Source organism: Pseudomonas sp. GW823-FHT02C02 (genome assembly GCF_058797635.1).
In genome coordinates this window covers 182625-205985 of record NZ_JBXAJV010000014.1, presented here as the reverse complement: position 1 = coordinate 205985, position 23361 = coordinate 182625, and the positions used below count along the sequence as shown (strand labels likewise).

29 protein-coding genes are annotated in these 23361 nt (G+C 53.6%); 4 read left to right on the top strand and 25 right to left on the bottom strand.

What is annotated here, in order from left to right; all coding sequences use genetic code 11:
- Positions 1-18 precede the first annotated feature (18 nt).
- Genes AC1ROI_RS23735 through AC1ROI_RS23710 form a run of 6 tightly spaced genes read right to left on the bottom strand, consistent with a single transcriptional unit; the run spans position 19 to position 3635 of the window.
- Positions 19-531, bottom strand: coding sequence for a cyclin-dependent kinase inhibitor 3 family protein (locus AC1ROI_RS23735; protein WP_102599778.1), 513 nt, complete (start codon positions 529-531; stop codon positions 19-21).
- A gap of 12 nt (positions 532-543) precedes the next feature.
- Positions 544-1260: an arsenical resistance protein ArsH gene (gene arsH, locus AC1ROI_RS23730; protein ID WP_102599777.1), complete on the bottom strand. Its 717-nt coding sequence runs from the start codon at positions 1258-1260 to the stop codon at positions 544-546.
- On the bottom strand, positions 1253-2326 hold the full coding sequence (arsB, locus tag AC1ROI_RS23725; RefSeq protein WP_102599787.1) for an ACR3 family arsenite efflux transporter: 1074 nt from the start codon (positions 2324-2326) through the stop codon (positions 1253-1255). The genes arsH and arsB overlap by 8 nt, the downstream gene beginning before the upstream one ends.
- 17 nt (positions 2327-2343) lie before the next feature.
- Positions 2344-2814 (bottom strand): arsenate reductase ArsC, encoded by a 471-nt coding sequence (locus AC1ROI_RS23720; RefSeq protein ID WP_102599776.1) that lies wholly within the window; start codon positions 2812-2814, stop codon positions 2344-2346.
- Positions 2815-2841: 27 nt separating this feature from the next.
- Positions 2842-3213 carry a metalloregulator ArsR/SmtB family transcription factor gene (locus AC1ROI_RS23715; RefSeq protein ID WP_102599775.1) on the bottom strand — a complete coding sequence of 124 codons (372 nt, stop codon included), beginning with the start codon at positions 3211-3213 and terminating at the stop codon, positions 2842-2844.
- An 8-nt stretch (positions 3214-3221) separates the two neighbouring features.
- Entirely contained in the window at positions 3222-3635 is a 414-nt protein-coding gene (locus AC1ROI_RS23710; RefSeq protein WP_102599774.1) for an arsenate reductase ArsC, read from the bottom strand.
- 264 nt (positions 3636-3899) lie between these two features.
- On the opposite strand from AC1ROI_RS23710, the gene AC1ROI_RS23705 reads away from it, so the two are divergent.
- Positions 3900-4172: a hypothetical protein gene (locus tag AC1ROI_RS23705; RefSeq protein ID WP_102599773.1), complete on the top strand. Its 273-nt coding sequence runs from the start codon at positions 3900-3902 to the stop codon at positions 4170-4172.
- A gap of 53 nt (positions 4173-4225) precedes the next feature.
- On the opposite strand, the gene AC1ROI_RS23700 is transcribed toward AC1ROI_RS23705, so the two are convergent.
- From AC1ROI_RS23700 to AC1ROI_RS23690, 3 genes are all read right to left on the bottom strand, one after another.
- Positions 4226-5581, bottom strand: coding sequence for an NAD(P)-binding domain-containing protein (locus AC1ROI_RS23700; protein ID WP_102599772.1), 1356 nt, complete (start codon positions 5579-5581; stop codon positions 4226-4228).
- A gap of 14 nt (positions 5582-5595) precedes the next feature.
- Positions 5596-6099 (bottom strand): arsinothricin resistance N-acetyltransferase ArsN1 family A, encoded by a 504-nt coding sequence (locus tag AC1ROI_RS23695; protein ID WP_102599771.1) that lies wholly within the window; start codon positions 6097-6099, stop codon positions 5596-5598.
- 63 nt (positions 6100-6162) lie between these two features.
- A complete protein-coding gene (locus tag AC1ROI_RS23690; RefSeq protein WP_102599770.1) occupies positions 6163-6660 on the bottom strand; it encodes a MarR family winged helix-turn-helix transcriptional regulator in 498 nt (165 codons plus the stop codon).
- Between the two features lie 194 nt (positions 6661-6854).
- On the opposite strand from AC1ROI_RS23690, the gene AC1ROI_RS23685 reads away from it, so the two are divergent.
- Entirely contained in the window at positions 6855-8000 is a 1146-nt protein-coding gene (locus tag AC1ROI_RS23685; RefSeq protein WP_102599769.1) for an MFS transporter, read from the top strand.
- A 271-nt stretch (positions 8001-8271) separates the two neighbouring features.
- A complete protein-coding gene (locus AC1ROI_RS23680) occupies positions 8272-11040 on the top strand; it encodes an nSTAND1 domain-containing NTPase (RefSeq protein ID WP_102599768.1) in 2769 nt (922 codons plus the stop codon).
- 1238 nt (positions 11041-12278) lie between these two features.
- Here the strand turns inward: AC1ROI_RS23680 and AC1ROI_RS23675 are convergent.
- The 13 genes from AC1ROI_RS23675 to AC1ROI_RS23615 all read right to left on the bottom strand — a co-directional run bounded on the left by AC1ROI_RS23675 (position 12279) and on the right by AC1ROI_RS23615 (position 19765).
- Positions 12279-12641 carry a hypothetical protein gene (locus AC1ROI_RS23675; protein WP_102599766.1) on the bottom strand — a complete coding sequence of 121 codons (363 nt, stop codon included), beginning with the start codon at positions 12639-12641 and terminating at the stop codon, positions 12279-12281.
- A gap of 107 nt (positions 12642-12748) precedes the next feature.
- Positions 12749-13012 carry a hypothetical protein gene (locus AC1ROI_RS23670; RefSeq protein ID WP_102599765.1) on the bottom strand — a complete coding sequence of 88 codons (264 nt, stop codon included), beginning with the start codon at positions 13010-13012 and terminating at the stop codon, positions 12749-12751.
- Positions 13013-13162: 150 nt separating this feature from the next.
- Positions 13163-13342 carry a hypothetical protein gene (locus AC1ROI_RS23665; RefSeq protein WP_102599764.1) on the bottom strand — a complete coding sequence of 60 codons (180 nt, stop codon included), beginning with the start codon at positions 13340-13342 and terminating at the stop codon, positions 13163-13165.
- Positions 13343-13349: 7 nt separating this feature from the next.
- Complete coding sequence (locus AC1ROI_RS23660; RefSeq protein WP_102599763.1) at positions 13350-13550, bottom strand: hypothetical protein; 201 nt, start codon at positions 13548-13550, stop codon at positions 13350-13352.
- A gap of 42 nt (positions 13551-13592) precedes the next feature.
- On the bottom strand, positions 13593-14036 hold the full coding sequence (locus AC1ROI_RS23655; RefSeq protein WP_102599762.1) for a hypothetical protein: 444 nt from the start codon (positions 14034-14036) through the stop codon (positions 13593-13595).
- Between the two features lie 48 nt (positions 14037-14084).
- Positions 14085-14399 (bottom strand): hypothetical protein, encoded by a 315-nt coding sequence (locus AC1ROI_RS23650; RefSeq protein ID WP_146013524.1) that lies wholly within the window; start codon positions 14397-14399, stop codon positions 14085-14087.
- 164 nt (positions 14400-14563) lie between these two features.
- Entirely contained in the window at positions 14564-14881 is a 318-nt protein-coding gene (locus tag AC1ROI_RS23645) for a hypothetical protein (protein ID WP_102599760.1), read from the bottom strand.
- Between the two features lie 20 nt (positions 14882-14901).
- Positions 14902-15213: a hypothetical protein gene (locus tag AC1ROI_RS23640; protein WP_256580174.1), complete on the bottom strand. Its 312-nt coding sequence runs from the start codon at positions 15211-15213 to the stop codon at positions 14902-14904.
- Between the two features lie 17 nt (positions 15214-15230).
- The gene (locus AC1ROI_RS23635) at positions 15231-15533 is read right to left on the bottom strand and encodes a hypothetical protein (protein WP_102599758.1); all 303 of its coding nucleotides are present in this window, start codon (positions 15531-15533) and stop codon (positions 15231-15233) included.
- Between the two features lie 348 nt (positions 15534-15881).
- Positions 15882-16532, bottom strand: coding sequence for a hypothetical protein (locus tag AC1ROI_RS23630; RefSeq protein ID WP_178084900.1), 651 nt, complete (start codon positions 16530-16532; stop codon positions 15882-15884).
- Positions 16532-17137 (bottom strand): DUF4406 domain-containing protein, encoded by a 606-nt coding sequence (locus tag AC1ROI_RS23625; RefSeq protein WP_256580173.1) that lies wholly within the window; start codon positions 17135-17137, stop codon positions 16532-16534. The genes AC1ROI_RS23630 and AC1ROI_RS23625 overlap by 1 nt, the downstream gene beginning before the upstream one ends.
- A complete protein-coding gene (locus AC1ROI_RS23620) occupies positions 17134-17559 on the bottom strand; it encodes a YoqU family phage-derived protein (RefSeq protein ID WP_102599756.1) in 426 nt (141 codons plus the stop codon). Before AC1ROI_RS23620 ends, AC1ROI_RS23625 begins: the two co-directional genes overlap by 4 nt.
- A gap of 43 nt (positions 17560-17602) precedes the next feature.
- The gene (locus AC1ROI_RS23615) at positions 17603-19765 is read right to left on the bottom strand and encodes a DNA cytosine methyltransferase (protein ID WP_102599755.1); all 2163 of its coding nucleotides are present in this window, start codon (positions 19763-19765) and stop codon (positions 17603-17605) included.
- A gap of 255 nt (positions 19766-20020) precedes the next feature.
- Between AC1ROI_RS23615 and AC1ROI_RS23610 the strand changes: the two genes are divergently transcribed.
- Positions 20021-20212, top strand: coding sequence for a hypothetical protein (locus AC1ROI_RS23610; RefSeq protein WP_102599754.1), 192 nt, complete (start codon positions 20021-20023; stop codon positions 20210-20212).
- 106 nt (positions 20213-20318) lie between these two features.
- On the opposite strand, the gene AC1ROI_RS23605 is transcribed toward AC1ROI_RS23610, so the two are convergent.
- The 3 genes from AC1ROI_RS23605 to AC1ROI_RS23595 form a co-directional block, all read right to left on the bottom strand.
- Positions 20319-20585, bottom strand: a complete 267-nt coding sequence (locus tag AC1ROI_RS23605; RefSeq protein WP_146013523.1) for a hypothetical protein — start codon at positions 20583-20585, stop codon at positions 20319-20321.
- A 593-nt stretch (positions 20586-21178) separates the two neighbouring features.
- Positions 21179-21742 (bottom strand): hypothetical protein, encoded by a 564-nt coding sequence (locus AC1ROI_RS23600; protein WP_102599751.1) that lies wholly within the window; start codon positions 21740-21742, stop codon positions 21179-21181.
- Positions 21743-22000: 258 nt separating this feature from the next.
- Positions 22001-22495: a DUF6998 domain-containing protein gene (locus tag AC1ROI_RS23595; RefSeq protein ID WP_102599750.1), complete on the bottom strand. Its 495-nt coding sequence runs from the start codon at positions 22493-22495 to the stop codon at positions 22001-22003.
- Positions 22496-23361: the final 866 nt, after the last annotated feature.

The following is a 23361-nucleotide window of genomic DNA, read 5'->3' as shown; positions in this document are numbered from 1 at the left end:
TGTGCTCTGTATCTGCTGTCAGTGGGCATTCGACTGGGTGTCGAACTGGCCGATGTATTCGATATGGGCGGGATGCTGAATGGCGCGTGGACGCAACGACTGAACATCGCGGATGGCATCGCTGAAGGGCACACCGCTCTCGATCAACAGTTGAGCCGCGATCAAACCGGTACGGCCCGAGCCGCCTTTGCAATGGATGGCGATGGTTTTACCTTCGGTCAGCAATTGCTTGAGACGCGGATGGTGCTGCTCCCAGGCGGCTTTGAAAGCGTCGCCAGGCGCTTGATCGTCTTCAACTGGCAGGTGAAACCACTCGATGCCGAGCATTTGGCACTCTTCGGGCAGCAGATCGACCTCGTTCTGAAGCAGCTCCTCGGTCGGCATTAGCGTCAGCAACGCCGATGCCCCCGCATCCTTGAGGGTTTGCAGCGCCTCGAACGGTCGGGTGCCCTTCGTGCCTGGGCACGGGGTGAAGATCAATTGGCCATTGAACTGTGCCAAGGGAAGTACGGAGTATGGGTGTTGTTGCACGGTGAAAAATCCTCAGATGGAGCGCTGATTGACACGTTTCATGAGTTCTTCCGCCGACTCCTTGCGCTCGGAATAACGATCGACCAGATAGTCCTGACGGTCGCGAAGCAGCAGCGTGAATTTCACCAACTCTTCCATTACATCAACGACACGGTCGTAGAACGGAGAAGGTTTCATCCGGCCGCTATCGTCGAATTCCATATAGGCCTTCGGCACGGAGGATTGGTTGGGGATGGTGAACATGCGCATCCAACGTCCCAACACTCGCAGCTGATTGACCACGTTGAACGACTGCGAGCCACCGCACACCTGCATGACGGCAAGGGTTTTGCCTTGGGTCGGGCGTACCGCGCCCATGGCCAGTGGCACCCAGTCGATCTGAGCTTTGAAGACCGCGCTCATGGAACCGTGACGTTCTGGAGAACACCAGACCTGCCCCTCGGACCACAGCATCAGCTCGCGCAATTCCTTCACTCGAGGATGATCGTCGGGGGCGTCATCTGGCAGCGGCAAACCGGACGGATTGAAAATCCGCGCCTCGGCGCCGAAGTGCTCCAGCAGCCGAGCGGCTTCTTCTACCAACAGGCGGCTGAAGGAACGCTCACGGGTTGATCCGTACAGCAGCAAAATGCGCGGCTTATGGATAGAGGTCTTTTCAATACCGAGTTTGTCTGCCGATGGGAGGTCAACCAGTCCGGTATCGAGCTGGGGGATAGGGTCATCAAACATAGTCTTTGTCCTGCGCAACGGCGCTCTTGGATTCATCGAACCAGCGGCGTTTCAACCAGAGAGCAGCACCGACCAGAGAAATCAGTACCGGCACTTCCACCAGCGGACCAATCACCGTGGCGAAAGCGACCGGGGAAGCCAGGCCGAAGGTGGCAATGGCCACGGCAATCGCCAGTTCGAAGTTGTTGCTCGCGGCGGTAAAGGCCAGCGCCGTGGTGCGTGGATAGTCAGCTTTGAGCAATTTGCCCATCCAGAAACTGATGAAGAACATCACCACGAAATAAATGGTCAGGGGGATCGCGATACGCAACACATCCAGCGGCAATTGCAGCACCACGTCACCCTTGAGGCTGAACATGGCCACGATGGTCAACAGCAGCGCCACCAGCGTCAGCGGGCTGATCTTTGGAATGAAGCGCTCCTGGAACCACGCTTCGCCTTTACGGGCGATGAGAATCTTGCGGGTCAGGAAGCCCGCCAGGAACGGCAGACCCAGGTAGATCAGGACCGACTCGGCAATGCTGACAAAGCTGGTCTCGATCACACTGCTTTCCAGCCCGAACAGCGGCGGCAACAGCCCAAGGAAGACCCAGGCATACAGACTGAAAAACAGGATCTGGAAGATGCTGTTGAACGCCACCAGCCCGGCGACGTACTGATTGTTGCCACCCGCAATCTGATTCCAGACCAGCACCATCGCGATGCAGCGAGCCAAGCCGATCAGGATCAGACCCGTCATGTATTCCGGCTGGTCCCGCAAGAAGATGATCGCCAGTGCGAACATCAACACCGGGCCGATGACCCAGTTCTGGACCAAAGACAAAACGAGGATGCGTTTGTCCTTGAAGACCTCCGGTAGTTCCTCATAGCGAACCTTGGCCAGAGGCGGATACATCATCACGATTAAACCGATAGCGATAGGGATGTTGGTTGTGCCCACAGAAAGACTGTTGAGCCACTGTGGCCAGCCTTCGAACAGGCTTCCCAAACCGATGCCCAAGGCCATGGCGAGAAAAATCCACAGCGTCAGGTAACGGTCCAGAAATGAAAGGCGGCTTTTAATCATGATCATTGCTCCTGTGGTTACAGCGTGCCAATCAGGGCCAGCTCTGCCTTGAGCTGTTCGGCACTCAGTTGGGAAAGCGGTAAAGCCAGGAAGGCTTGGATACGGGTTTTGATCTGCTCCAAGGTGGCTTCAAAAGCCGCCTCGATCTCTTCTTGCGTCCCTTGGTATTCCGAAGGGTCGGCCAGCCCCCAGTGCGCCTTGGTAGCTGGCCCGAAAAATACCGGACAGGCCTCACCGGCAGCCTTGTCACATACCGTGATGACGAAATCAGGAGCCAGGTTCACATGGACATCGCTGGACTTACTGGACAGCCCGAACGTCGAAATACCAGAATTCCCCAATGTTTTGAGGCTCAGCGGATGCACTTCACCTTTGGGCTGACTGCCCGCGCTGTAGGCTTTCATGCCTTCCGGTGCCAAGTGATTGAAGATCGCTTCACAGAGGATGCTGCGGCAGCTATTAGCAGTGCAGAGAAACAGGATTTTCATCGAGCGGTCTCGTAGTCGAAGGCGGAATCAGGCGATTTTGCTTTCACAGCACACGGCTGCCCGTTCAGGACGGTCACCCATTTCATCAAGGCGTTTGGCATCAGGGCTTAACCAGTGCTTGTTGCTTTCGAGCGTAGTGGTCAGCACTTGATGAACCCAATTAGGGAGATTCGGGTGCAGTCGGTAATAAACCCATTGGCCTTGCCGACGGTCCGACAGCAAACCGCAAGTGCGCAACTGCGCCAGGTGCCTGGAGATTTTTGGCTGACTCTCGTTCAACGCGCAGGTCAGCTCGCAAACACATAGCTCTCCTTCACGGGTGATGAGCAGCATCGTGCGGACACGGGTGTCGTCAGCCAGGCATTTGAATACAGTGGTCGGTGTCAGATGGTCAGCCATATCGATTCTCAGCGTTTGCTTTTCACCAAGACGAACATCTTGATGCGCTCATGAATTTCGTGAAGGGTGTGACGGAATGCATCGGGTTTAGTGCTGGTGGCCGGATCTTCAAAATTCCAGGCCAATGCCTCGCCGGCTCCAGGTAGCGACTGGCATTCCGCTGCGGCTTTATCGCACAAGGTGATGACGTAATCGAAACGCTCACCTCGGAATTCTTCGATCGACTTACTACGCAATCCTTCGGTATTCACCCCAAGGTGGGAAAGTGCGTCAAAGGTGCGCGGATCGACCTGAGTTGGGACAGTGCCGGCGCTGAACGCCTCGAAATGCTCCGAATCGGTATGCCTCAGCAGCGCTTGGGCCAACTGTGAGCGGGCAGCGTTGGCGGTACAAACGAACAGAACACGGGCTTTGCTGGTCATTGTGCAATCTCAGCTGATATACGGTTAAACGAATATATGTTTTTTCGCATGCAAGGTAAAGACCCTGCGACGGAGTAATTTGGAAAAGACCAGCTCCTGGCTAACGGACTCACCTACAAGCCCGTAATATAGGGGGCGTAGGATATTCACTCAGCGGAACGCTTCAGAAACATTTGGAAAAATGTATATGCGAATACTGTAATAAGTTTGTCATCCGTCAGGGGATAGCCTCTGCTCCGATCCAACCAATCAGGAGCCAGGAAAATGAAAAAACTGACGATCACCGCCGCCTTGCTGACCAGCTTGTTTGCGAGCGTTAGCTTCGCGAGCCAGTACGACAAGCCAGGTTTCTTTACCAAAGTAGAAGACGGACGCCTTTGGGTCTTTCGTGAAGGCTCTGAACAACTGAAAGAATTCAAGGCACACGGCGAACCGGCCAAGCAATACACGGAAATCGGCACCGGCCCAGACGGGATGACCGTTAAGTCGGGTGACGAGAAGGCGCTCAAGGACTATCTGAGCACGCTTAAAAAGTAAAACAGTGAGATTTGATCCGCCCCTATCGCAGGGGCGGATATCGGTTGTTGGTACTAGCCTTTGCAACAACCTGGAGAGGTACGAGGTGCAACCTCAGGGATTGCGCCGCCAGCACCGCAACAAGACGCCTGACTGGTCGAAGCCTTAAAACGGTCATCGACTTCATCGAAATCCGAGTTGCATATGCCAGTCTCCGGGAGAACCAGTTCAACCCTCTTCGCTGCATCCCAATCACCCGCCAATGCCGCGACGACAGACCGTACCTGCTCATACCCTGTCATCAACAAGAACGTAGGCGCCCGGCCATAGCTCTTCATCCCCACAATGAACAAACCTTCCTCAGGATGGGCTAGTTCTACCGCACCGTGGGGCCTGACCGTACCGCAACTGTGCTCATTGGGATCAATCATTGGAGCGAGCAACACGGCGCTTTGGGTCGCGTGATCAAGCGCGATACGTAGCTCGGCTAGCAGCCGTATGTCTGGGCGGAATCCAGTCGCCACAATGAGCTCGTCCACAGGTGGAAGTACCTGCTCTCCCGCCTTCACGACCAACCCTTGGCCATTGCCTACAACCTGATCGATAGCGACGTTTTTGAACAACTCGATCACGCCATCATTCAGCAACCGACGAATTTTCAGGCCGAGCTTTCCGCGCTCTTCCAATTGATCATTCGCACCACCACCCAGAATGCGCTCAAGAGAATTACCCCGGATCGCCCATAGCGCTTTGGTATGCGGTGCCTCCTGAATTAGACGCACCAGATCCTGGAGGGCGTTAAACGCGGAGTGACCACCCCCCACTACCAGCACTCTTTTGTTGGCATAGCGATTCCGGGCACGGCCCAGTACATCCGGAATGCCGTACGCAATGTGCGCTGCATGCTCGATCTCGCCCAATGCAGGGATGCCATGGGCACCCATCCAGTTCGGTGTCAGGTAAGTGCCCGAGGCATCAATGACAGCACTGGCCAGCACATCCTGTTCACCCGTTGGCCCTACGACACGCAGTAAAAAAGGAGCTGCCGATCTGCCCTGGGTCTTCATCACATCCTGCCCGACGCGAGTGGCCGCTAGAACACGGGTATTGAGCTGCAAGTGACGCTTGATCTGTTCGAGGTCCGCGAGAGGTCGAACAAACTGGTCCAGCAGTTCACGACCTGTTGGATACTCGTTCTCCGGCGGTGGAGTCCAACCATCGACCAGCAGAAGTTTGGCCGCCTCCTTGTCCACGTTGAACTGCCATGGAGAGAACATCTTCACATGCGCCCATTCTTCAATACTGGACCCAGCTTTCGGACCAGCTTCCAGAATCAGCGGAGTGATACCTCTGGCCAGCAAATGGGCAGCTGCGGCGAGACCCACTGGGCCTGCTCCAATGATGGCCACGGGAAGATGATTGTTTTCCATGATCGATTCCTTCTTCAGGCTGGCTGATTGATCGGAAACAGGAGCTCGACAATCGCGCAGTCGAGCCAACGCCCTTCCAGGCAGGCGTGTTTTTCATACACCCCCACTTGGCGGAAACCGGAGGCTTCGCACAATGCGAGGCTGGCGTGATTGAAGGTAAAAATACGTGAAAGGACTTTCCAGAATCCGCGAGCTTCGGCTTCTGTCAGCAGTGACTGAAGTAACTGCTTGCCGAGCCCCTGGCCGCGAACACTGCGGTCCAGGTAAATGGAAAAATCCGCAATGCCGTCGTAACAGGCACGAGCGCGATAGCTACTGAGTCCTGCCCATCCAACAACCTGATCCGTTTTATCGATCATGACCAATACTGGATAACGCTCCATTGAGTTGATGCGATCAAGCATGTCTGCCGGGCTTCGAGGAGTCGTTTCAAACGTAGAGCTACGCTCCTCGATCCCCTGGTTGTAGATGGCAGCTATTGAAACAGTGTCTTTCGGTTCAGCTAAACGAACTCGCATTGTTGGAGCCCTATTACGTTGGTAGTAACAACATTATTCACAAAAAAAGGGCGTTTTTCCCTTTCAATCCTTGCTCTTCACGGCTGGGCAGCACTCACTCACGAGCCCGCAGCGAATCTCCGTGGCCCGCGTAATCTGCCTGAGCAAACTCAGCGCTCCCTGCCTAGCTTCAGCCGACAGGTTCTCAATCATCGCTCGCTCCTCAGCAATCAGATCAGCTCTGATTTTCGCGTATAGCTCACGTCCAGCATCCGTTGCCTGAATTCGCACCGCACGCCGATCTTCATTATCTTCAACGCGGGACACATACCCTTTGCGCTCCAGGGTATCGATCACTCGACTCGCCGTGCTCTTGTCCAAGAACATTTCTTCCGCCAAGACCTGAAGGCGTAGCGCGCCCCTTTTGACCAGTGTTTCGACGGCATAGCACTGGGTTACAGACACGTCGTAACAGCAGATCCGATCTCGATCACGGAACTGATGGACGCGAACCAGCTGGTTCAACGCCTCGTACAAGTCCTCGGAATCCTGAGTCAGCTGATCGTTTTTACCCTTCGTCATACCCGTCACAATTTAGTTGTTAGCTGCAACAGTAATCCCGGTATCTCGGAATCGTCAACACCGATCTCTGGTTGACGGTAGCCAGACGAAGACGCTAGCTTGTTGTTACTGACAACTAAAAGACGAGTGCGCCGGTCGTGACACTTCCAGAGCAGATTCATCCCCCGATCAATCGCTCCAGGCTCGTATGGGCCATGGGTTTCACTCAGATTCTTGCCTGGGGGACGACCTATTACTTGCCTGCTGTGCTTGCGTCTCCGATAGCCAAAGAGACGGGGTGGTCCATTACCAGCGTAGTGGGCGGCCTGTCTTGGGGATTGCTGGTAGCCGGAGCTGCCTCGCCGGCAGTTGGTCGTAAGATTGATCGTCATGGCGGACGCTCTGTCCTAGCCGCCAGTTCACTGCTGCTGGCTCTCGGCATGCTACTGATGGGGCTGGCGGACAACACTGCCAATTACTATCTCGCCTGGACCCTGATCGGCGTTGCCATGGCAGCGGGTTTATACGACGCAGCCTTCTCAACCCTAGGACGTCTTTTCGGCGAGGGGGCTCGAACGTCAATTACCGGGCTGACCCTGTTAGGTGGGTTCGCCAGCACCATAGGCTGGCCGGTGATAGCGGGACTGGAGAGTTGGATCGGTTGGCGAAGCGCCTGCTTTGTCATCGCAACTGTTCACTTGCTAATAGGATTCCCTATTCATGCCCTGTTGATTCCCGGAAGCACAAAACAACCGCCTCACCCCGTCATTACAGAAGCGCCCAATGCATCAGAGCTTCGCCCCGACACTACCAACCATCTGTTCTTGCTGATTGGCGCGATGCTGACGATTCTGGCGCTGGTGGTATCAGGCATCTCAGTGCACCTGCTCAATGTCCTTAATCAGCTGGGGATTGCGACTGCTGTGGCCTTGGCCGTCGGCATGGTAATTGGCCCTTCGCAAGTCGTGGCACGGGTGGCAGAGTTTTCCATAGGCAGAAACCTCCACCCAACTTGGTCCGCACGAGCTGGTGTGTTGCTTTGTTTGATAGGACTTGGACTGCTGATCTCAGGCCTGCCTTGGCTGGCCTTCGCGGCGATTGCACTTTACGGAGCAGGTAACGGCATCCTTACCATTGCTCGCGGCACTCTTCCATTGGCACTGTTTGGACCTCAAGGATATGGCGCACGAATGGGACTGCTCGCAAGGCCCGTCCTTGTTGCCCAAGCCTGCGGCCCCATTGCCGCAGCTTTTGTTTTGGAACGCTTCGGAGCATCGGCATTACTCGGTGTTATGTGCGGGTGTCTATTGGTTTGTTTAATCGCCACTTCGTGCCTGCCAATAACGCAAAAAGAAAAATAATCACGATGTCCGCTAGACGCAGGATAGAGTTTGCCTAAGAGCAGGCTAAATTCAGCAGCATCGTGTTCACGACAGGGGATCGATTCGGTTTTCTCGCAAAAGAGCCTCGGTGTGGATTTCTACTCTTGGCGTCAAAACGCGCAACCTTTTAGCAGCGATATCAAGATAGCCTTCTAGTGTGCCGCGTAGTAGCGTTGCGCCATGCTTGAGGAGTAGTATGAATCATATTGTGCCTAAAAAACGATTACTGCCAAGAGAGCGTTTCTAAAAAATGGATATTAAAATTGAAGTCGCCCTGCCAAGCTCGGCCTCAACTAAAGAGAAAGGCGATCTGCTGGAAAAGTTGACGGCACAACTCTTATCTGCCCAATCATATGAAGTTATAAATGAAATTCGTTTCACGGCAGTCGAGCTTGACCTCCTCTGCAAACACAAAATAAGCGGAAAGGAAATTTACGTAGAGTGTAAGGCATACAGGGATAAGCCTATAGACGCGAATATACTTAAAAATCTAGCCGGCACACGAGCTTTGATGGAGTACTCAGAAGCATGGTTAGTCAGCACCGCTGAATATGGCAAAGAAGCCAAAGGCTTTATGGAGACATGGCAAAACAAACCCACCGCTCAAGCCACGACCCTAAGCTTTTATGAGCCTAAAGATGTAATAAATGCATTAATAGCTGCAAATGTGATTAAAGAACCTCCACAGCCAAAAGCACTTGATTATTGCAACAGCCAGAATCTTTTAGGTGGCTGGGTGTTGTTAGTCACCCCCTATGGGAATCTATGGGCTGTAACAATCCTGGCAGGGGGCATCCCTAATAAAGTTATTTTCTACTACGCCTCTAACAACGAGCCAGTAACAGACTCTAAATTGATAGCGAACTTATTGGGAACTGACACATCGCTTGGATCACTGGAATTTGAAGCTCAAACTGCCAGCACAGTCAAGCCGATTCTACCAGTAGCTGAAGATGTTGGAGAGGTAGCTCAAGTACAAACAGGCGTTGAGTGGAGCGATTATCGCCCCGCTAGACCTCAAGACTTTGTAGGACGCGCTAAAGATATAAATTTTGTTTTTGATTTTTTCAAGCTGGTGCTCTCCCAGTCGACTACAACAAGAATATTTGCTCTCACCGGAGACTCCGGCATGGGCAAAAGCTCACTGGTAGCGAAGCTTTCTGACAAGTCGAGGAATGTCCAGAATAGGAACAAATACTTCATATTCCCTGTGGACGTCCGAGCAGCCACAGGTCCATCCTATATTTATTCAGCACTGCTAAAATGTCTATCTGCGGCACAAACTCAAGGCTATGGCGACGCGTCGATTGAACTCGTCGTTTCTGACGTAAGCAACCCGCTAAACTCAACATCATTAAAAAACTACTTAGCTAGTGTCGCCGCGCAAAAAAAATTAATTGTTCTAATTTTCGATCAGTTCGAAGAACTATATTCGAAACCAGAGCTTTTTGAAGTTTTCAATAGAGCCAAATCATTACTACTCAACGCGGCGAGCGTATGTAGCTGCCTGTGCTTAGGATTTGCTTGGAAAAGTGACAGCACCACCCAGGGTGACCATCCGGCTTACTTTTTTTGGCATCAACTATCAGACTATAGAGTTACCAGAAAGCTTTCACCATTTTCTGATAGTGAATCTAACGCCGCAATTAATATTTTTGAAAAAGAACTCGGACAGAAACTTCAAAACGATTTGAGACACAACTTAATTGTGAGTAGCCAAGGTTACCCATGGCTATTGAAAAAATTATGCATACATATTTATGAAAAAATTCAGTCTGGCGCTGACCAAGAAAAACTTTTAGCAAACAAATTGGACATTGCAAGTTTGTTTGACACTGATCTAAATCAACTTAGCAAAGCAGATCGTACATGCCTGAATATAGTCGCGCAAAGGGCTCCGGTAGACTGGTTTGAGGTAATAGAGTCTTCAAGCGCTGAAGCATTAGATTCTCTGATGCATCGCAGACTTGTAATTAAAAGTGGTGACAGATTAAACGTATACTGGGATATCTTCCGAGAGTATCTGCTAACACAAAAGGTTCCTGTAATCCCGTTACGCTATCTACCATCAACAGAACCGGCGTCCGTAATAAAAGTCGCCAAACTGCTGCAAGCAAACAAACCACTTTCCACGCACGACCTCGTGACAATTTCGGGATTGACAGAAGGCTCAATTCAAAACACAGGCACAGATATTAATATGTTTGGTGTGGCCACGCGAGAAGGCGGAACCTACCAGCTAAATCCAGGCCTAGTCCAAGGCGATGAAGTAGCGATACTTCAAGCCGTTAGAGAAAAATTCAAAAAACATGCATTCACGCTTGCAATCCAGGATCGCACATCAAATTCGATAATGACGCTCAGCGATGCAATTGCTATTCTTCAAGAAATTTTTCCTAACAGCACCTATGCCGAAAAAACCTGGCATGTGTACACGCTGAGGATATGCAAATGGCTTGAACTCTGTGGCTTCCTTGTTAGCTCTTTAAATGGCTGGATATATCGAGACCAAGGCGGAGTTCTTAAAGACGGCATTAAAACATCCAGAAGACGCCGATCCACCAAAATTTTCTCTCCGCTTGCCTCACCTCTTGTAACAATTGAGTGCTTAAAATGGCTTGAAGCTAATAAGAGCATCAAGAAAGCTGATAAATATCCGGCTGGCTATGTTAACGCTTTACGCATCCTAGCTAGATTTGAACTAGCGGCACAAGATACTACTAGCTTTAGCTTGAACAACGGAAAAGCCGCAAAATACGCCTCACATTTTGATGCTGTTCTATCTATAGCTTCCTCCGAGCCAATAATGTTGGAAGTGGACAAAATAATTAAAACTACGCCAAATATTCATGCAAAGGATTTGGGTGCGCTTCTCACGACCAAATACGTATTAAACTGGGGGGAAGCATCAGCACTGCGTAGCGGTAGAGAGATTTTGTCTTGGGCAAAATGGATTATACAGAGCAAAAAGAATATTAAGGACGCAATGCTCGGCCTTGCAGAAGCCCAAAGTACATAACTGAGTATGGGCTCTACATAGTTCCATGGTTTTCAGAGCGCTGTCGTACTTTGCTGGTTTCAGGCGTCAATGCTTGGACCAGCGGTTTGCGAAATAGGAACGAGCTCCATGGACATCAAACTGATTTTTTGTCCATATATTCCTCTATAGGGCATGGACATCCTCAATACGACTGAAACAGTTGTATTTAGGGCGCTGAAGAAGATGTCCATGGAAAGCTTGACGAGTGTGCCCCTGTCATTACGTAAGATTATTTTGCTGGCAGGTGTCCGCACGCCCCAATGATAGTGAGGGATTTCGATCCACGAGTCATCGCGACATAACCGGCACTTGGGGTGCACTACCCCCAAACATAAATGGCCGTCATGGCCTAGCCTCCACTTCAGACGAGCTCAAAATGAGAGGTTACTATGGAATTGAAATTGTGCAGATTGGCAATCAATCACTCGTTACGCGCGAAAAAAACTTAAAAGAAGTTAAATTAGGTAAGTGACTGATTTATGGAAGATAAAACACATGTAACAGTTAGCAAGGCTCCAGAACTTATGCGCGAGGTGTTAGCGAACAGTTCAGGAAGAACCGTTGCTTTAAGCGAAGCGGCCGTTACAGCAGCCGACACACCCTGCGAGCCCACGTGCGCCACTGGGCGATCTGTAATCGACTCTTCTAAGGCCATTGAAGGTTCCTGTTGTCATCTGGTTGTCGATAGAAGGGTTCCCTGCCAACCGAAATCATCGGCGGGGAATTTTCGCGAAGCATAACACGCACGTATATTTTGTGAAGGCCAAGTGACGGCCTTTTTAAATGTCGTGGTATCACCTGGAGAGATACCGAATCGAGAAGGCGGAAGTGTCGGGGGAAAGAGAGGTCTTATTTTGCGAGGGGATTCCCCGCGATCGCGCATCCGAAGGCCCGGGCAGTGGGGCCGTCGAATGCTTCACCTGGTCAGAGGGGAGGTAAAACGAAAGAATCGAGGGTTACTCGTTATTCGGGGGGCACTCAATCTGGACCTGATCCGGGGGCTTTTTCTTGAACCCGAAACCGTGCCCAGTGAAGTGGTACACAAACGGTAGGAGCCCCCAGTACCCAATCACGAACGATACGACCTTAGGCGTCAATCCGTGTAGCTGGTAAAGAGCTCCGGAACCGGCAACCGCAAGTGCGCAACCAACTCCGATCAGGATATTTTTTACTACGATGGGTTTGTGAGCGGGATCCACGGGGTGCTCGTGCATGTGTCATTTGTCCTCGCCGTAAGCATTGGCAAGACCCGGTATGTCGAGGCCCAGGCTCTCCACTTCTTTAGTCTCAGCGAAAGCCTTGTAGACCCCCTGGCTAGTCCGAGGACCATAGTCTTTCTCAATCGCGCCGAGAATTCGCTTGCCGTTGATCACCAAGTAAAAATACATCAGCACGAGGGCCAATATGAGAGAACCGACAACAAAGACTGAAAATACTAGCAGGCCGGGCATGTCCTCTTTGAACTGCTTGAGCGTTAACCCGACCACCAGAAGCGAAACCATATAGGGGACGCCGAAATTGCCAATTGGATTGCCTAGTGTCATGGCTATGCTGCGCAGAACTTGAATCGATTGCTTCATTGGTCTACCTCTATCGGTGCCCTCCTCCGCAAAGGTTCGGGCTTTGACGTCACCGGGCTCGTTGATGCATGTGTAAAAAGTGGGGTTGTTCGGCGACGGCCGGGCGGTCAACGCTTGGCTGTGTCAAATGCTGCTGACTGAAGATCAATCTTCACGCAACGATCTTGAACCGATCCAATGTCTCTTCGCGAAATCTCGCGTGACATGCGGTTAGCATCGGTGAGCATTTGTTTCACGCACGGCGAACCGCCAGCGATCGCCGCCTGGATCTCCTCCACGGAAGCGGGCTCAAAGTCATGAGCAAGGTGATTGCCTGCGATGACACACACCAGCACCGCAACGGCACCGGCGAGAATTGGAATCGGTTTCATTTTTTACCTGTCAGTTGATCGCGCACGGCTTCGCAAATGTTGATTCCTAACGCGTACGCATACTATACGATCGAAACGAATACAGGGAAGTTGCTCTTTGCAGTTTGTGGTTGGGGGCCCGGGTGCGCATCAGCCTGAGGAAACGTCTTGCTACTGCTCAGTAGTCAGGCGTCTTTTTTCCAAACCGTAGCTGACCATCTTCAAAACATCGGTCGGGTCTTGTCCTTCCTCGACCATCCTGAATGCCGCATCGACAAGGCCTTCCAGGTGTTTCGGAACTGTCGCATATGCATCCGCCAGTTCGTCTTTGCCTTCTTTTTTCTGAGACATTGGGGTCTCACCTCAGCGGAACTTCGATGGTTTCGGCCCGGCCACTCAATGTCTGGAAATCACAGAGGCCAAATTGCACGGCGCCTGGCTGGTGGTGTGCAGCAGCCACCGCCACCTGTTCAGTAAAGGCCGATATTTCCCTGGGCAACACCTCCCGGCCGGTGGCGATCCTGATCTTGTCTCTGAATTGCCTCAACGCTTCTTCCATAGGTGCTGTCCTTCTACTCCGGGATGGCCCGCGGTGGCCACGTTAGGGTACCTGTAGGGTGCTTGTGGTCTTGATCATCCGCCCACCGATGCCGGGGAGTGAGTAAACAAGGGGGCCTTCGAGGTTTTCGCCACGCTGGCCAATAACCGCCCTCACCTCTTGGCTCTGGAGCTGAGGTAAATGCGAGGAAACCTCCACGCTTGCCTTACCAGACGGCAAGGGGCGCTCTCCGTCGACGCTAAACCGTGTAGACGCAAACCGGCCATTCACCACCTCGACGTTCTGCATGCCACCGTACTGGCCGGGAATTCTGAGCGTTACGGTGAGAAGGGTTCCGTCCGGCATATTGGTCTTGCCATAGATGATGGGGTAGCCACCTCGATCGGCCTGGATGGTGACCTCCGGCACAAGCGCCCAGGTCTGTGCTGCGATTCCGAACAAGATCAGAAATGCAGATCCGCCGACAAGAGATAGCCGCCCCTTCATCTGTTCGCCCCTTGATGGATCGAGCCGGCTGGTGTAGCCGAGACAGATTTACTTTAGCTGCTTTATTGGCTCGTTCTTGCTCAGCGATTCTGTGGCCAGAACAGAACTCGGAAAAAGTTTGCCAAGCCCCTTCAACACCAGGATGACCGCCGCTACGCCCAGCACCAGACCAAGCACCATACGAATCAGCATGGTCATGTCGTTGGGACCATTCAGCTGATCACCGGCGGACAGGACGCTCGTAACCCCCAACAACATGTTGAGTTCGGTCGGGTAACCAAACACGCAGAGGTACCACACGCTCCAGAATGCGAGCACCCCGAGAAATTTCCTGGCTTTCGACATCAACTGTGGAAGTGTCACGGTTTGTCTCTCCAACTCTCTTCTCGACGCAGTATCGGCATTGACCTCTCTCGCAGCTGTCGTGAGCCTCGCGAAGTACAGATGGGGAAAGCCAATTACTTCGTCGAAGTGGAAAAGTTTTTCCGGTTAAGTGCAAAGTTTTTCGAGTGAGCGCAAACACGCAATCAATCGACTTGAAGTTCAACCTGCCAACGACAATTGTGAGTGCTGCCCGGGTAACGCCAGCCCGCCCCTACAATCAAGGTGATGCCCTCGGTGGCGTCCTCGTATACGCGGCAAGATAGCTCTGCGACGTCACCCGCTGGTTGCGAGGTCGCGGTACCTTTGAAGAGGGACCCCTGATGCCGCTTGAGAGCTACCGTGTAGCGATAGCCATCGGAGTGCGACAGGTCAAACGCGATCTCGTTTCCATCATTGCGCGAGACGACTGCCGTGATGTCCTCACCGTCGTCCAGATCGTAAAACCGTCCAGTCAAATTCATTTCGAAGTGTCCTTGATCACTCAGTTGAGGTTTGGAATTCCGATCGCATCCCAATCACCAGGTTGCGGGTGGTAGCCAAGAATCCAGGGCCATTCCACCGTGAATTCATGGTCTTCGGACGCGAAGGTAGCAGTTTCGGTGTCGAGGTAGTCAAGCACCCACATATGCGTCTTGTGGCCATCTTCCAGCGTGACTGGCGTCAGAATGGCAACCAGATGGCGATAGCCAGGTGGTGGCGCGGGCGCCGTCCAGCCGGGCACCAATTTGGCATGGTGGGGTGGATGAGTTGTGTCGACCCCTTTGAAGATCTCAGCATCTTTTTGAGTGAGCAAGTTAAAACCCCTTCGATTTACGCAGCTGCTTGGGCGGGACGAAAAACACATTTGCAATCGTCGAAATGAGCGATCGTGGCCCCCTCCTCATCGAAGTACTTCACGTTCCAGGTCGGGTGGCAGTTGTGAAGATGGTCGCCATGCTTCAACTGGTTGGTAAAACGAACGTCAAGATTGGCACTGCCGTTAATGCCTTCGATAGTGCCCATGTCACCATTGACCTCAACCATCATGCCGAGTCGAGCAAACTCGATACCGCGGCAGCGGATCATCTCCTCTTGGAACTGCTCCGCCTTACTTTTCTTTGCTGATGTGGCCATGGTCACTTCCTAGTTTTGAGGGTGCATCTGAGCAATATTCCTACTTAATACGCTTCTGACGGTTACGCGCCTTCTCGCCCTTACTCCGCATGGCTGGAGTAAAGGGGTCGAGCTTTCTCTTCTGGTTCTCCATGTGAAATTTCTTCCAGAACCCAGATACGGTTTCAATGGCTACGAAAACCTCAGACACGGCGCGGATAACTGCGCTGTGGCTGATGAATGACATTCCTGAACCTTCTCTCATGCTCGATTCCGTTAACAAATTGGTTGTTGTGGCCGAATGCCTTTAGAAGCATTAAATCATAACGCGTACGCTTAATACCACGACAGTACAAGGAGAACCCTTGGTCATAGCTCTGGCGAATCAGCGCCACCGCCTGCAATTTCCACCGGTACCACTGCCTCATCGATAACCGCCGGCGCCGGCGTGTAAGCCAGCGTACCGTCGAGGATTGCTGCCTTGATCGCTTCAAACTCCCAGGCGTGATACTGCGACTCCGCATAAACGCGCATTTCACCGTAGTCATGCTTCTTGCGCCGGATGAACGCCTCGGCGGCATCCTTGGTGAAATGGCTGTTCACGATCTCCCAGCGCGTGTTCCAGCCGGTAACGGTGTGGTCTTCAAGCTCGCTGAGGATCTCCCATTGATCATCTTGATCCGCACGCATGAACTTGCACTGACAGTGGGCTTGGGCCTTTCTGTTGATGCTGGCTTTCTCATTCCGATCGAGGTGTGCCCAGTATTCTTTGGGGCTGAACCATGACCGATCCTCAAGGCAGACGACGCGACCTTTGGCATAGTCCACCTCAAAGCCGTAATCGATCTTCTTGACCTGGACGGTGAACAGGGCTGCCGCGGTTCCGTGGGAACGAACACCCAGCCCCACACAGTCATGCCGCAGGCGCTGAACGAAATCAGCCCACGTTGCTGCGTTGAGATCTGCGCCGGTGGCCAGGCTCGGTGCTGGCTCAACTTCAGTACTCATGGGGCCAGTCATCACACCGCCTCCGTCGACAACAGGTCATGAGCACTCACAACCGTCATCCCAAGGCGTTCGGCGATGATCACTTCAAGACGGGCGCCCTTCGAATGCTCCCAACCCGATAGCGTGGCCAGGGTGTAACACTCCATCAGGGCGACGATGTCGCGGCGCAAGCAGTCGCTCCAGTCCTTGGTTGGGTGGTCGAGTTCGGCCGGGTTGACAACGGCATGGCCGGCTGCCCGTAGGCGAGCAGCCATCGCATGGAAAGCCGGAAAGTTCAGGTCGGCCAACCCGGTCATGGGCCCTGATAGGTAGATTGGCTTTTGCGGTGTGGCATCGTGCCAAGTGGCGACCTCGAACTCCCCGGGTTTCAGCCCCAGCCGCTGCCCGTCGGGCATAACCGCCGAAACAGCGCCGTAGCTATTCGTCCACACCCGGAAGGTTTGACTGATCACCGCCGTAGGCACTTCACCTTTGATGTAGGCAAAGCCAATCCCCGGCATAGGGTCTGCGGTCACGGTCTTGACCATGCGCACTGTGCGCGGGACACGATCACCGAACGGGTAGCCCTGGGCCCGATGGTGCAGCGCCGGGCAGTCGATTTCGGGTTCAATGATCATGCGGCCTCCTGGGCTTGCCGGAATACCGGCAAGGCGCCGGCTTGTTCGCGCACCTTCTGCATTTCATCCTCGGCGTAACCCCAGATGTTTTCGCCCCCGAAGCGCTCAGGCCCGAGATAAAACGGACTCAGCGGCTTGCCGGTGAGAATGAAGTCTCGGAATCCTTCAACCACATTGCGCAACGTGCCGCCGCTTGTGAAGCCGCGCCACTTGTTCCAGGGCGTCGGGTGTGTGTAGATGCGCTTGAGGCTGTAGTAGTCGATGAACCAGACGCGTCCGCGGTCGTCCACTTCCATGCTTGCATAGGTCTGCTTGCTGGCGCTGTAGAAGAACCGGCGACCATGGGCGGCAATGATTTGAATAGCCTGGTTCACCTGTTCGCAGCGCTGCCGCTTCAAGGCGAGTTTGTTCTCTTTGGGCATGACGGGTCCTGTGCCGGGACAAGCCCGGCAGTTGAGGGGTGGATTACGCGGCTATTGATCGGCGATCGACTGACCGCCAAGGGTCGTTCGCCCGGGCGAGGGCTGCCATCGGTGGCGGGCTAACGCTGTTCCCGCACATATGCACTTGTTTTGTGATGGTGAATGGCTTGCCGTCGGCACCGTGAGTAATGTTGTAGTCCGCGGGGAAACCCTGGGCCTTGTACAGTTCAGCTGGTTTGAGCATCCGCAGGCAGATATCGACGATCACGTACGGCGTGCCTTGCACCATCACCGTGACCATCGCCAGTCGATCTTTGGTGGTGATGGTCGGTGCCGGGGCATCGCAGCCGCTGGTGTTATCGGCGCCGTAATAACTGATCAAGAAAGCGGCGACCCGCAGCGCACCAGCCTCGTGCTCCGGGGAAAGCTTCAGCGATATCAGCGAACTCTTACCACCACCGCCGGCGGTGATTGTCGGTGCCGGATCTTCTACCCCAGCCCCTACGCTGGCGCCAAACTGACGCTCCAAAAATGCAGAAACAAGCCCGTGGTGCTGGCCACCGGCGCTGATGGTGTGCAGCGGGTCATCGACATCACGAGCATCACAGTTGCCGCGCATGTGCACCAAACTGGCCGCGACCAGCTGCTGCTGGCTGCCCGTGTTGGTTACCGTGGTCATTGGCTCGTCAATGCCCTTGGCGTCGGTCGTGTTGAAACCACCGTTCATCTGGGCCATGAACACTGAAGAAATCCCCATGGCATGGGCAGCGCCAGCCGGGCGCTTATAGTTGCCACCGCTGGTAATGGTTGGCACTGGCTCGTCGAGCGGTTTGCCTTCATCGTTGAAGCGAAACTTCACCAGGTGTGCAGCTGCAAGGGCCCGGTGATTCTGGGTCATCAGCGTTCCCGCCGGTTGATCAATGGCCACTGGCTTGCCCGAGTACTCAGGACCGCCAGCACCAACCATTACTGCGCTGGCGAGAGCATGCTTTACACCGCCGGCAACAACTGTTCCCAGCGGGTTGTCCAATCCCGGTACCCGAGGTTGCTGGCCTTCGCGCTCGCCGTAGCCGGACTGGATCAGGGTAGGACTGATCAGCGTCAGTTCACCACGATTTGCACAGGTCACAGTCGGCATCGGCGCTAATGGATCATTGATTCGATCGCTACCTTGGTGGGTGGCCGGGGCGATGACCGGGCTGACAACGCTGAAGGCTCCACCCTTCGGATATGAAGTGATAGTGCGCAGCGGCTCGTCACCGGACTGAACTGTCTCGCCGGACCAGTTCGCAATCGGCACGATGAAAGGGTTGGCGTTATCGATGACGAATTTCTTCATGCCTTTGGCTACACGGCGCAGGGTCGCCGGGGCCAGATCCTTCTTGCGCCCGAAGATGCTTTTGCCGAGGTCGCTAAAGTCGATGCAGTCGGCGGCAGTGCGCCACGGCAGCTGGCCTTTCGAGGGAGTCTTGGCGTGGGTCGGCTCTGGCCACACGATAGGCTGCCCGTCGCAACGCGCAATCATGAACAGCCGCTCCCGGCTGGTCGGTGCGCCGAAGTCGCAGGCCTTGATCACACGCCACTCGACCTGATAGCCCATCCCTTCGAGCAGGGCGACGAATCGCTTCCAGGTACGGCCGCGGCGTTTTGGGTCCGGAATAAGGAACTGCTGACTCACTGGCACCACCTCACCAGGTGCGGCAACTTCGCCACCCAGTTTCACAACGCGCCCCGTTGCCTTGTCGCGCTTCGCAATCAATGGGCCCCACTGCAAAATCTGCTTTACGTTTTCGAGGCTGATCACTCGAGGGCGCTTCTTCCCGCCCCACTTCAAGCCGATCCACGACAGGTTGCGAATCTCGCGTTTGCGCGGCTGTCCGCCGGCGGCCTGGCTGTGGTGCGTGCAGTCCGGTGACATGTGGAACCAGCCGACGGCCTTGCCGCCGCACTCCGTATCCGGATCACCTTCGAAAACGTCGGTTGTGTAGTGCACGGCACTTGGATGATTGGCGCTGTGCATGCTGATGGCGTCGGGGCTGTGGTTCTTCGCGACATTGACCGGCCGACCCAAGCCCATCTCGAGCCCGGTACCCGCCCCGCCACCGCCGCAGAAGAAGTCCACCAAAATTTCATCGTCCTGAGGGTTGAAGCTGAGACCGTATTGAGTTTTGAAATCCAGCGAATGTTTCTTCTGTAAAGCAGACATAGATGACCCTCGTCGGCGGGTGTGATTCGTATGAGTGGGCGGGGTCTTAACTGGAAATAATACCAGACAAGGCCGTATTGATTCATAACACGTACGTATACGACCGAGAATAATAGAACCATCTGCAAATTTTCAACAGGTACTTTCGCGTTGTTTAATTTATTTGCGAGAGTGCAAAAATGGCTTTGACAGGTGCCTTTAACGCACCTATGATCTTGAATTGAACCGCATAGGAATTGCCCGGAGGAAACGACTATGGGTGTCATCGACGACCAGGAAATCATCCAAATTGGGCGCACCCCAAACATGATGGGAAGCTCCCTTGCTATGTTCCTGACCTTCGATGGTCGCTGGTACCGCGTCCGCACCCGGCTCGAAACCCTGGGCAAGTACAAACGTCGCGAGCGGGCTGAGTTCCTGTTCCAGAGCTGCGAGGTGGCGGCTTGAGCCGTCACCATTGCCAAGTTGTACTGCTGATAGGTAAAGCCATCGACAGTAGCGGTTGGCCTGCCGAGCAAGGCGCTGTTTGTGACAATTGCCAAGGGTGCGAAAGCTATTCGGCAAACATGGGCTTGGCCGCTGCTGGAGTTGAGTTGGTGGCATCTGATGCAGGAAAAGGACTCGCCTTGATTTGGCGTTGCCCAGGCTGCGGCATCTCGGTCAGCGAATCGACAACACCACTGGATTCAATTGAGACCGCCAGGATCGTGCAAAAAGACCCGCTCTGCTGGCGCTGCCGAAAGTAATCGAGGAATGCATTCATGACCGAACAAGACGAAGAAAAGTACATAGCGATCATGGCGGGGGTCGATTCTGCCATGTTGGCTCATGAAAGCCGCCGGCCTGAGCCCATGTGTCACTTCAAAGCCATGACAGCACTGGGACGACTCGCATCCAGCGTCTGATGATGTTTGGTACGAGTGTGACCATTGTGGCCACACCGAGGACAGCACCGTTGCATGGTCGGAGGTCAGGGCCCGCGAAGCAGTCAGTGCGAAAACCGGTAGCTCGCTATGACGGCAATCGTGAATAATTGCGGATGTTGAGGTCCGGCAATAGGAAGCAAGGGAATTTATGAAACAACGATGTAAAGAGTCGAACCACCGTTGGAAGAACAACGGGGAAGAATTCATCAAAATCGACTTGATGACCCAACCACAGATTTGCATGCGGTGTGATGCCACACGGGATTACGTTGCGTCGATGTCAAGCGATGAGAAGAAAAAAGCGCCTTGGGTATGGATTGCAATAGCCGCGTTAATTTTGACCCCAATTCTCTACCTGATTTTGCACAAATAGTCATCTAGTCAGTGCATTGAGCAGCTCCTGCCCAATGCACCACACATACCAAAGTCGCACCCTATCTTGGACAGTTCTCGCCACCCTCACAGAGGCTGAGATGGTGATTTCCCATCAGTAACCTTGGCATACGCTGCGATCAGGCATCAGTTCGCCTGCACGGTGCTTCTGGGCACATACGGAAACCTCCACACCATATGGCAGCGGCAGGTGCACGACCTCCCCGTAGGCCACCTCGATCCTCTTCGCAATCACCTGGTTAGCTTGCAAAGCCTGCACATCCGCCGGCACCTCCTGCTTGTATTGCTGGCCCTTGGCGTTGAACGAATAACTGCGTCCAACCTGGAAGTTCAGGTTGATTGCCACAATTGCGCTGGTTGCGTTCTGCGAGATGATTTCGGCGGTGCCTTTGATCACCCCAATGCCCAACGAACATTCTGTTTTAGATGGGTTACAAGCACGCAACTCCATCGCAGGAAAGCTGAGGCGTGTCGCCTCTCCCGAGGACTCTCGAACATCCAATCGCCCCCCGACACCATGCTCGTGCTGGCCGGAAATATCCGGACCGTATGCGGACACCGTAACTACGGCTGCGTCTTTCGGCGTAGTTGTACCACCTGCACAACCAGCAACCATGACGACGGCGAACAAAGCGGCGAATCGAAAACCCATTTGCATATAGCGACATCCCTAAATTAATTGGTCACGTCTGCCGTGATGGCCGGCGCTCAGCAACCATATAGCTACGTTTCCCCGATTTCATCCGAATAGCGTGTAAATTCGAAGCCCAAAAAAACCCGACCTTGGCCGGGTTTACAATCGTCAAAACTTTCAACGAGTCAGGCGATTTCCTGTCCATACACACGACGCATCAGATGGTTACGCCTGCACAAATCAGAGATAAGGGGGGCAGGTAAAAACGTCGAGTGTGAGTTTTTACTGGCGTGACCAGCGCAACCGTGAGATCGCCTTGAACTGAGATATTCCGACTGATCCCCTCTCATTCCGTGCTTTTGAGCCAGGCCTGGTCAACAACTCTTCTATCGCAGGTCGTTCTGCCTCATAGATCGCGAATGCATTCAGGTCGGAATCCAGCAGAACCAACTGAACAACGTCGAACGGCTGCCTGAGATCGATAGAGCCGACCCTGCCAACAACTCTCTTCAAGTTGGTAATCACGCGCCCCTTGATTTGCACCTGGACAGGAATGCCATCCCTTATTTCCGTGGCATCGTACCCGGCTGTACGCGCCGCATGCAGATCCAAACCAAGGATCGCGGCAGCCTCACATTCGGCAATTTCACCGGTGATACCTAACGGCTTCCCAGTCAGCTGCTGATATCGGGTGGCTAGGCGTTTTGCCTGTTTCAAAAGCTCTAGCAACTCAGCACGATCAGATTCAGGCGGTATCTGTACATCGGGTTGGGTCATGGTGAATTGCCCTTAATGGCGTGCTGGTTAGGCAAAAAAAAACCGCTCCAGCGAGGCTGAAGCGGCCACCTGTGGACCTTAAAGGTCGTCTAAGTGATCCCGCAGGAACTGGTACAAGCGAAACGCTTGAAACACCCTCCATGCGGAGTCCAACGTACGTCGTGCAAACTTGTACATACTGGGCCCTCCCATTGGTTGGGCCAATCTCCAGTGCGCTTACCGGAACACGCGCACCTTCGGGAAAACTTGCACCAAGTGTTCCCTGTGAAATGGCTGGATTTGAGGCCTCCCGAGTCGATCCGGCACGGGTTCCTAATCCGTGTCGAGAGGGCCAAACTTAATGCGTAATTTGTGGCGAATCATGCCGCGCTGCGAGATCAATGGCCGAGCAACCACCAGCACCGCTAGTCGCTAATATTGCGCGTAGTGGTACCACCTGTGTAAGCTTGACGACGCACCAAGTGTTCCCTGTGAACAAGCAAGCCGGCTTCCTACCGTGACTTGCTACGAAGAAACCGCCCTCCTACGGCGGTTTTTTTGTGCCTCTCGTTGGCGTTTGAAATCCAGTCAACTCGCGGTGCTGAGGTTGTACTTCAGTGCCTGTAGTGGCTGCGCTGAATATGGCGCAATTATATGGATGTTTTTCAGCCGGTGGTGGGGCGAATCCGCGCATGGAGCGGACGAGACGGAGGGTTTTTCGGTCGGAGCGAGGGTTTACAGGGCTTTGGCTGAATGTCGCGGGTGCAGATTTTTTTTCATAAATTTTTACGGGCAGTTTTTTTGTTCAAAAAACAACCAAAAATGGCATATTTACACTACATGTTGTGTTTCAAGGATGGCGTCAGGTTTCAAATGCCTCTCAGCCG

Coding starts and splice junctions, on each gene's coding strand:
- AC1ROI_RS23630 (WP_178084900.1), bottom strand. CDS start 16,532: ATGACTGGCCCCATGAGTACTGAAGTTGAGCCAGCACCGAGCCTGGCC.
- AC1ROI_RS23625 (WP_256580173.1), bottom strand. CDS start 17,137: ATGATCATTGAACCCGAAATCGACTGCCCGGCGCTGCACCATCGGGCC.
- AC1ROI_RS23670 (WP_102599765.1), bottom strand. CDS start 13,012: ATGAAACCGATTCCAATTCTCGCCGGTGCCGTTGCGGTGCTGGTGTGT.
- AC1ROI_RS23635 (WP_102599758.1), bottom strand. CDS start 15,533: ATGGCCACATCAGCAAAGAAAAGTAAGGCGGAGCAGTTCCAAGAGGAG.
- AC1ROI_RS23620 (WP_102599756.1), bottom strand. CDS start 17,559: ATGCCCAAAGAGAACAAACTCGCCTTGAAGCGGCAGCGCTGCGAACAG.
- AC1ROI_RS23655 (WP_102599762.1), bottom strand. CDS start 14,036: ATGAAGGGGCGGCTATCTCTTGTCGGCGGATCTGCATTTCTGATCTTG.
- AC1ROI_RS23605 (WP_146013523.1), bottom strand. CDS start 20,585: ATGGCAGAATCGACCCCCGCCATGATCGCTATGTACTTTTCTTCGTCT.
- arsH (WP_102599777.1), bottom strand. CDS start 1,260: ATGTTTGATGACCCTATCCCCCAGCTCGATACCGGACTGGTTGACCTC.
- AC1ROI_RS23645 (WP_102599760.1), bottom strand. CDS start 14,881: ATGAATTTGACTGGACGGTTTTACGATCTGGACGACGGTGAGGACATC.
- AC1ROI_RS23700 (WP_102599772.1), bottom strand. CDS start 5,581: ATGGAAAACAATCATCTTCCCGTGGCCATCATTGGAGCAGGCCCAGTG.
- AC1ROI_RS23610 (WP_102599754.1), top strand. CDS start 20,021: ATGGGTGTCATCGACGACCAGGAAATCATCCAAATTGGGCGCACCCCA.
- AC1ROI_RS23660 (WP_102599763.1), bottom strand. CDS start 13,550: ATGGAAGAAGCGTTGAGGCAATTCAGAGACAAGATCAGGATCGCCACC.
- AC1ROI_RS23715 (WP_102599775.1), bottom strand. CDS start 3,213: ATGGCTGACCATCTGACACCGACCACTGTATTCAAATGCCTGGCTGAC.
- AC1ROI_RS23615 (WP_102599755.1), bottom strand. CDS start 19,765: ATGTCTGCTTTACAGAAGAAACATTCGCTGGATTTCAAAACTCAATAC.
- AC1ROI_RS23665 (WP_102599764.1), bottom strand. CDS start 13,342: ATGTCTCAGAAAAAAGAAGGCAAAGACGAACTGGCGGATGCATATGCG.
- AC1ROI_RS23710 (WP_102599774.1), bottom strand. CDS start 3,635: ATGACCAGCAAAGCCCGTGTTCTGTTCGTTTGTACCGCCAACGCTGCC.
- AC1ROI_RS23600 (WP_102599751.1), bottom strand. CDS start 21,742: ATGCAAATGGGTTTTCGATTCGCCGCTTTGTTCGCCGTCGTCATGGTT.
- AC1ROI_RS23675 (WP_102599766.1), bottom strand. CDS start 12,641: ATGAAGCAATCGATTCAAGTTCTGCGCAGCATAGCCATGACACTAGGC.
- arsB (WP_102599787.1), bottom strand. CDS start 2,326: ATGATTAAAAGCCGCCTTTCATTTCTGGACCGTTACCTGACGCTGTGG.
- AC1ROI_RS23720 (WP_102599776.1), bottom strand. CDS start 2,814: ATGAAAATCCTGTTTCTCTGCACTGCTAATAGCTGCCGCAGCATCCTC.
- AC1ROI_RS23705 (WP_102599773.1), top strand. CDS start 3,900: ATGAAAAAACTGACGATCACCGCCGCCTTGCTGACCAGCTTGTTTGCG.
- AC1ROI_RS23685 (WP_102599769.1), top strand. CDS start 6,855: ATGGGTTTCACTCAGATTCTTGCCTGGGGGACGACCTATTACTTGCCT.
- AC1ROI_RS23695 (WP_102599771.1), bottom strand. CDS start 6,099: ATGCGAGTTCGTTTAGCTGAACCGAAAGACACTGTTTCAATAGCTGCC.
- AC1ROI_RS23595 (WP_102599750.1), bottom strand. CDS start 22,495: ATGACCCAACCCGATGTACAGATACCGCCTGAATCTGATCGTGCTGAG.
- AC1ROI_RS23680 (WP_102599768.1), top strand. CDS start 8,272: ATGGATATTAAAATTGAAGTCGCCCTGCCAAGCTCGGCCTCAACTAAA.
- AC1ROI_RS23690 (WP_102599770.1), bottom strand. CDS start 6,660: ATGACGAAGGGTAAAAACGATCAGCTGACTCAGGATTCCGAGGACTTG.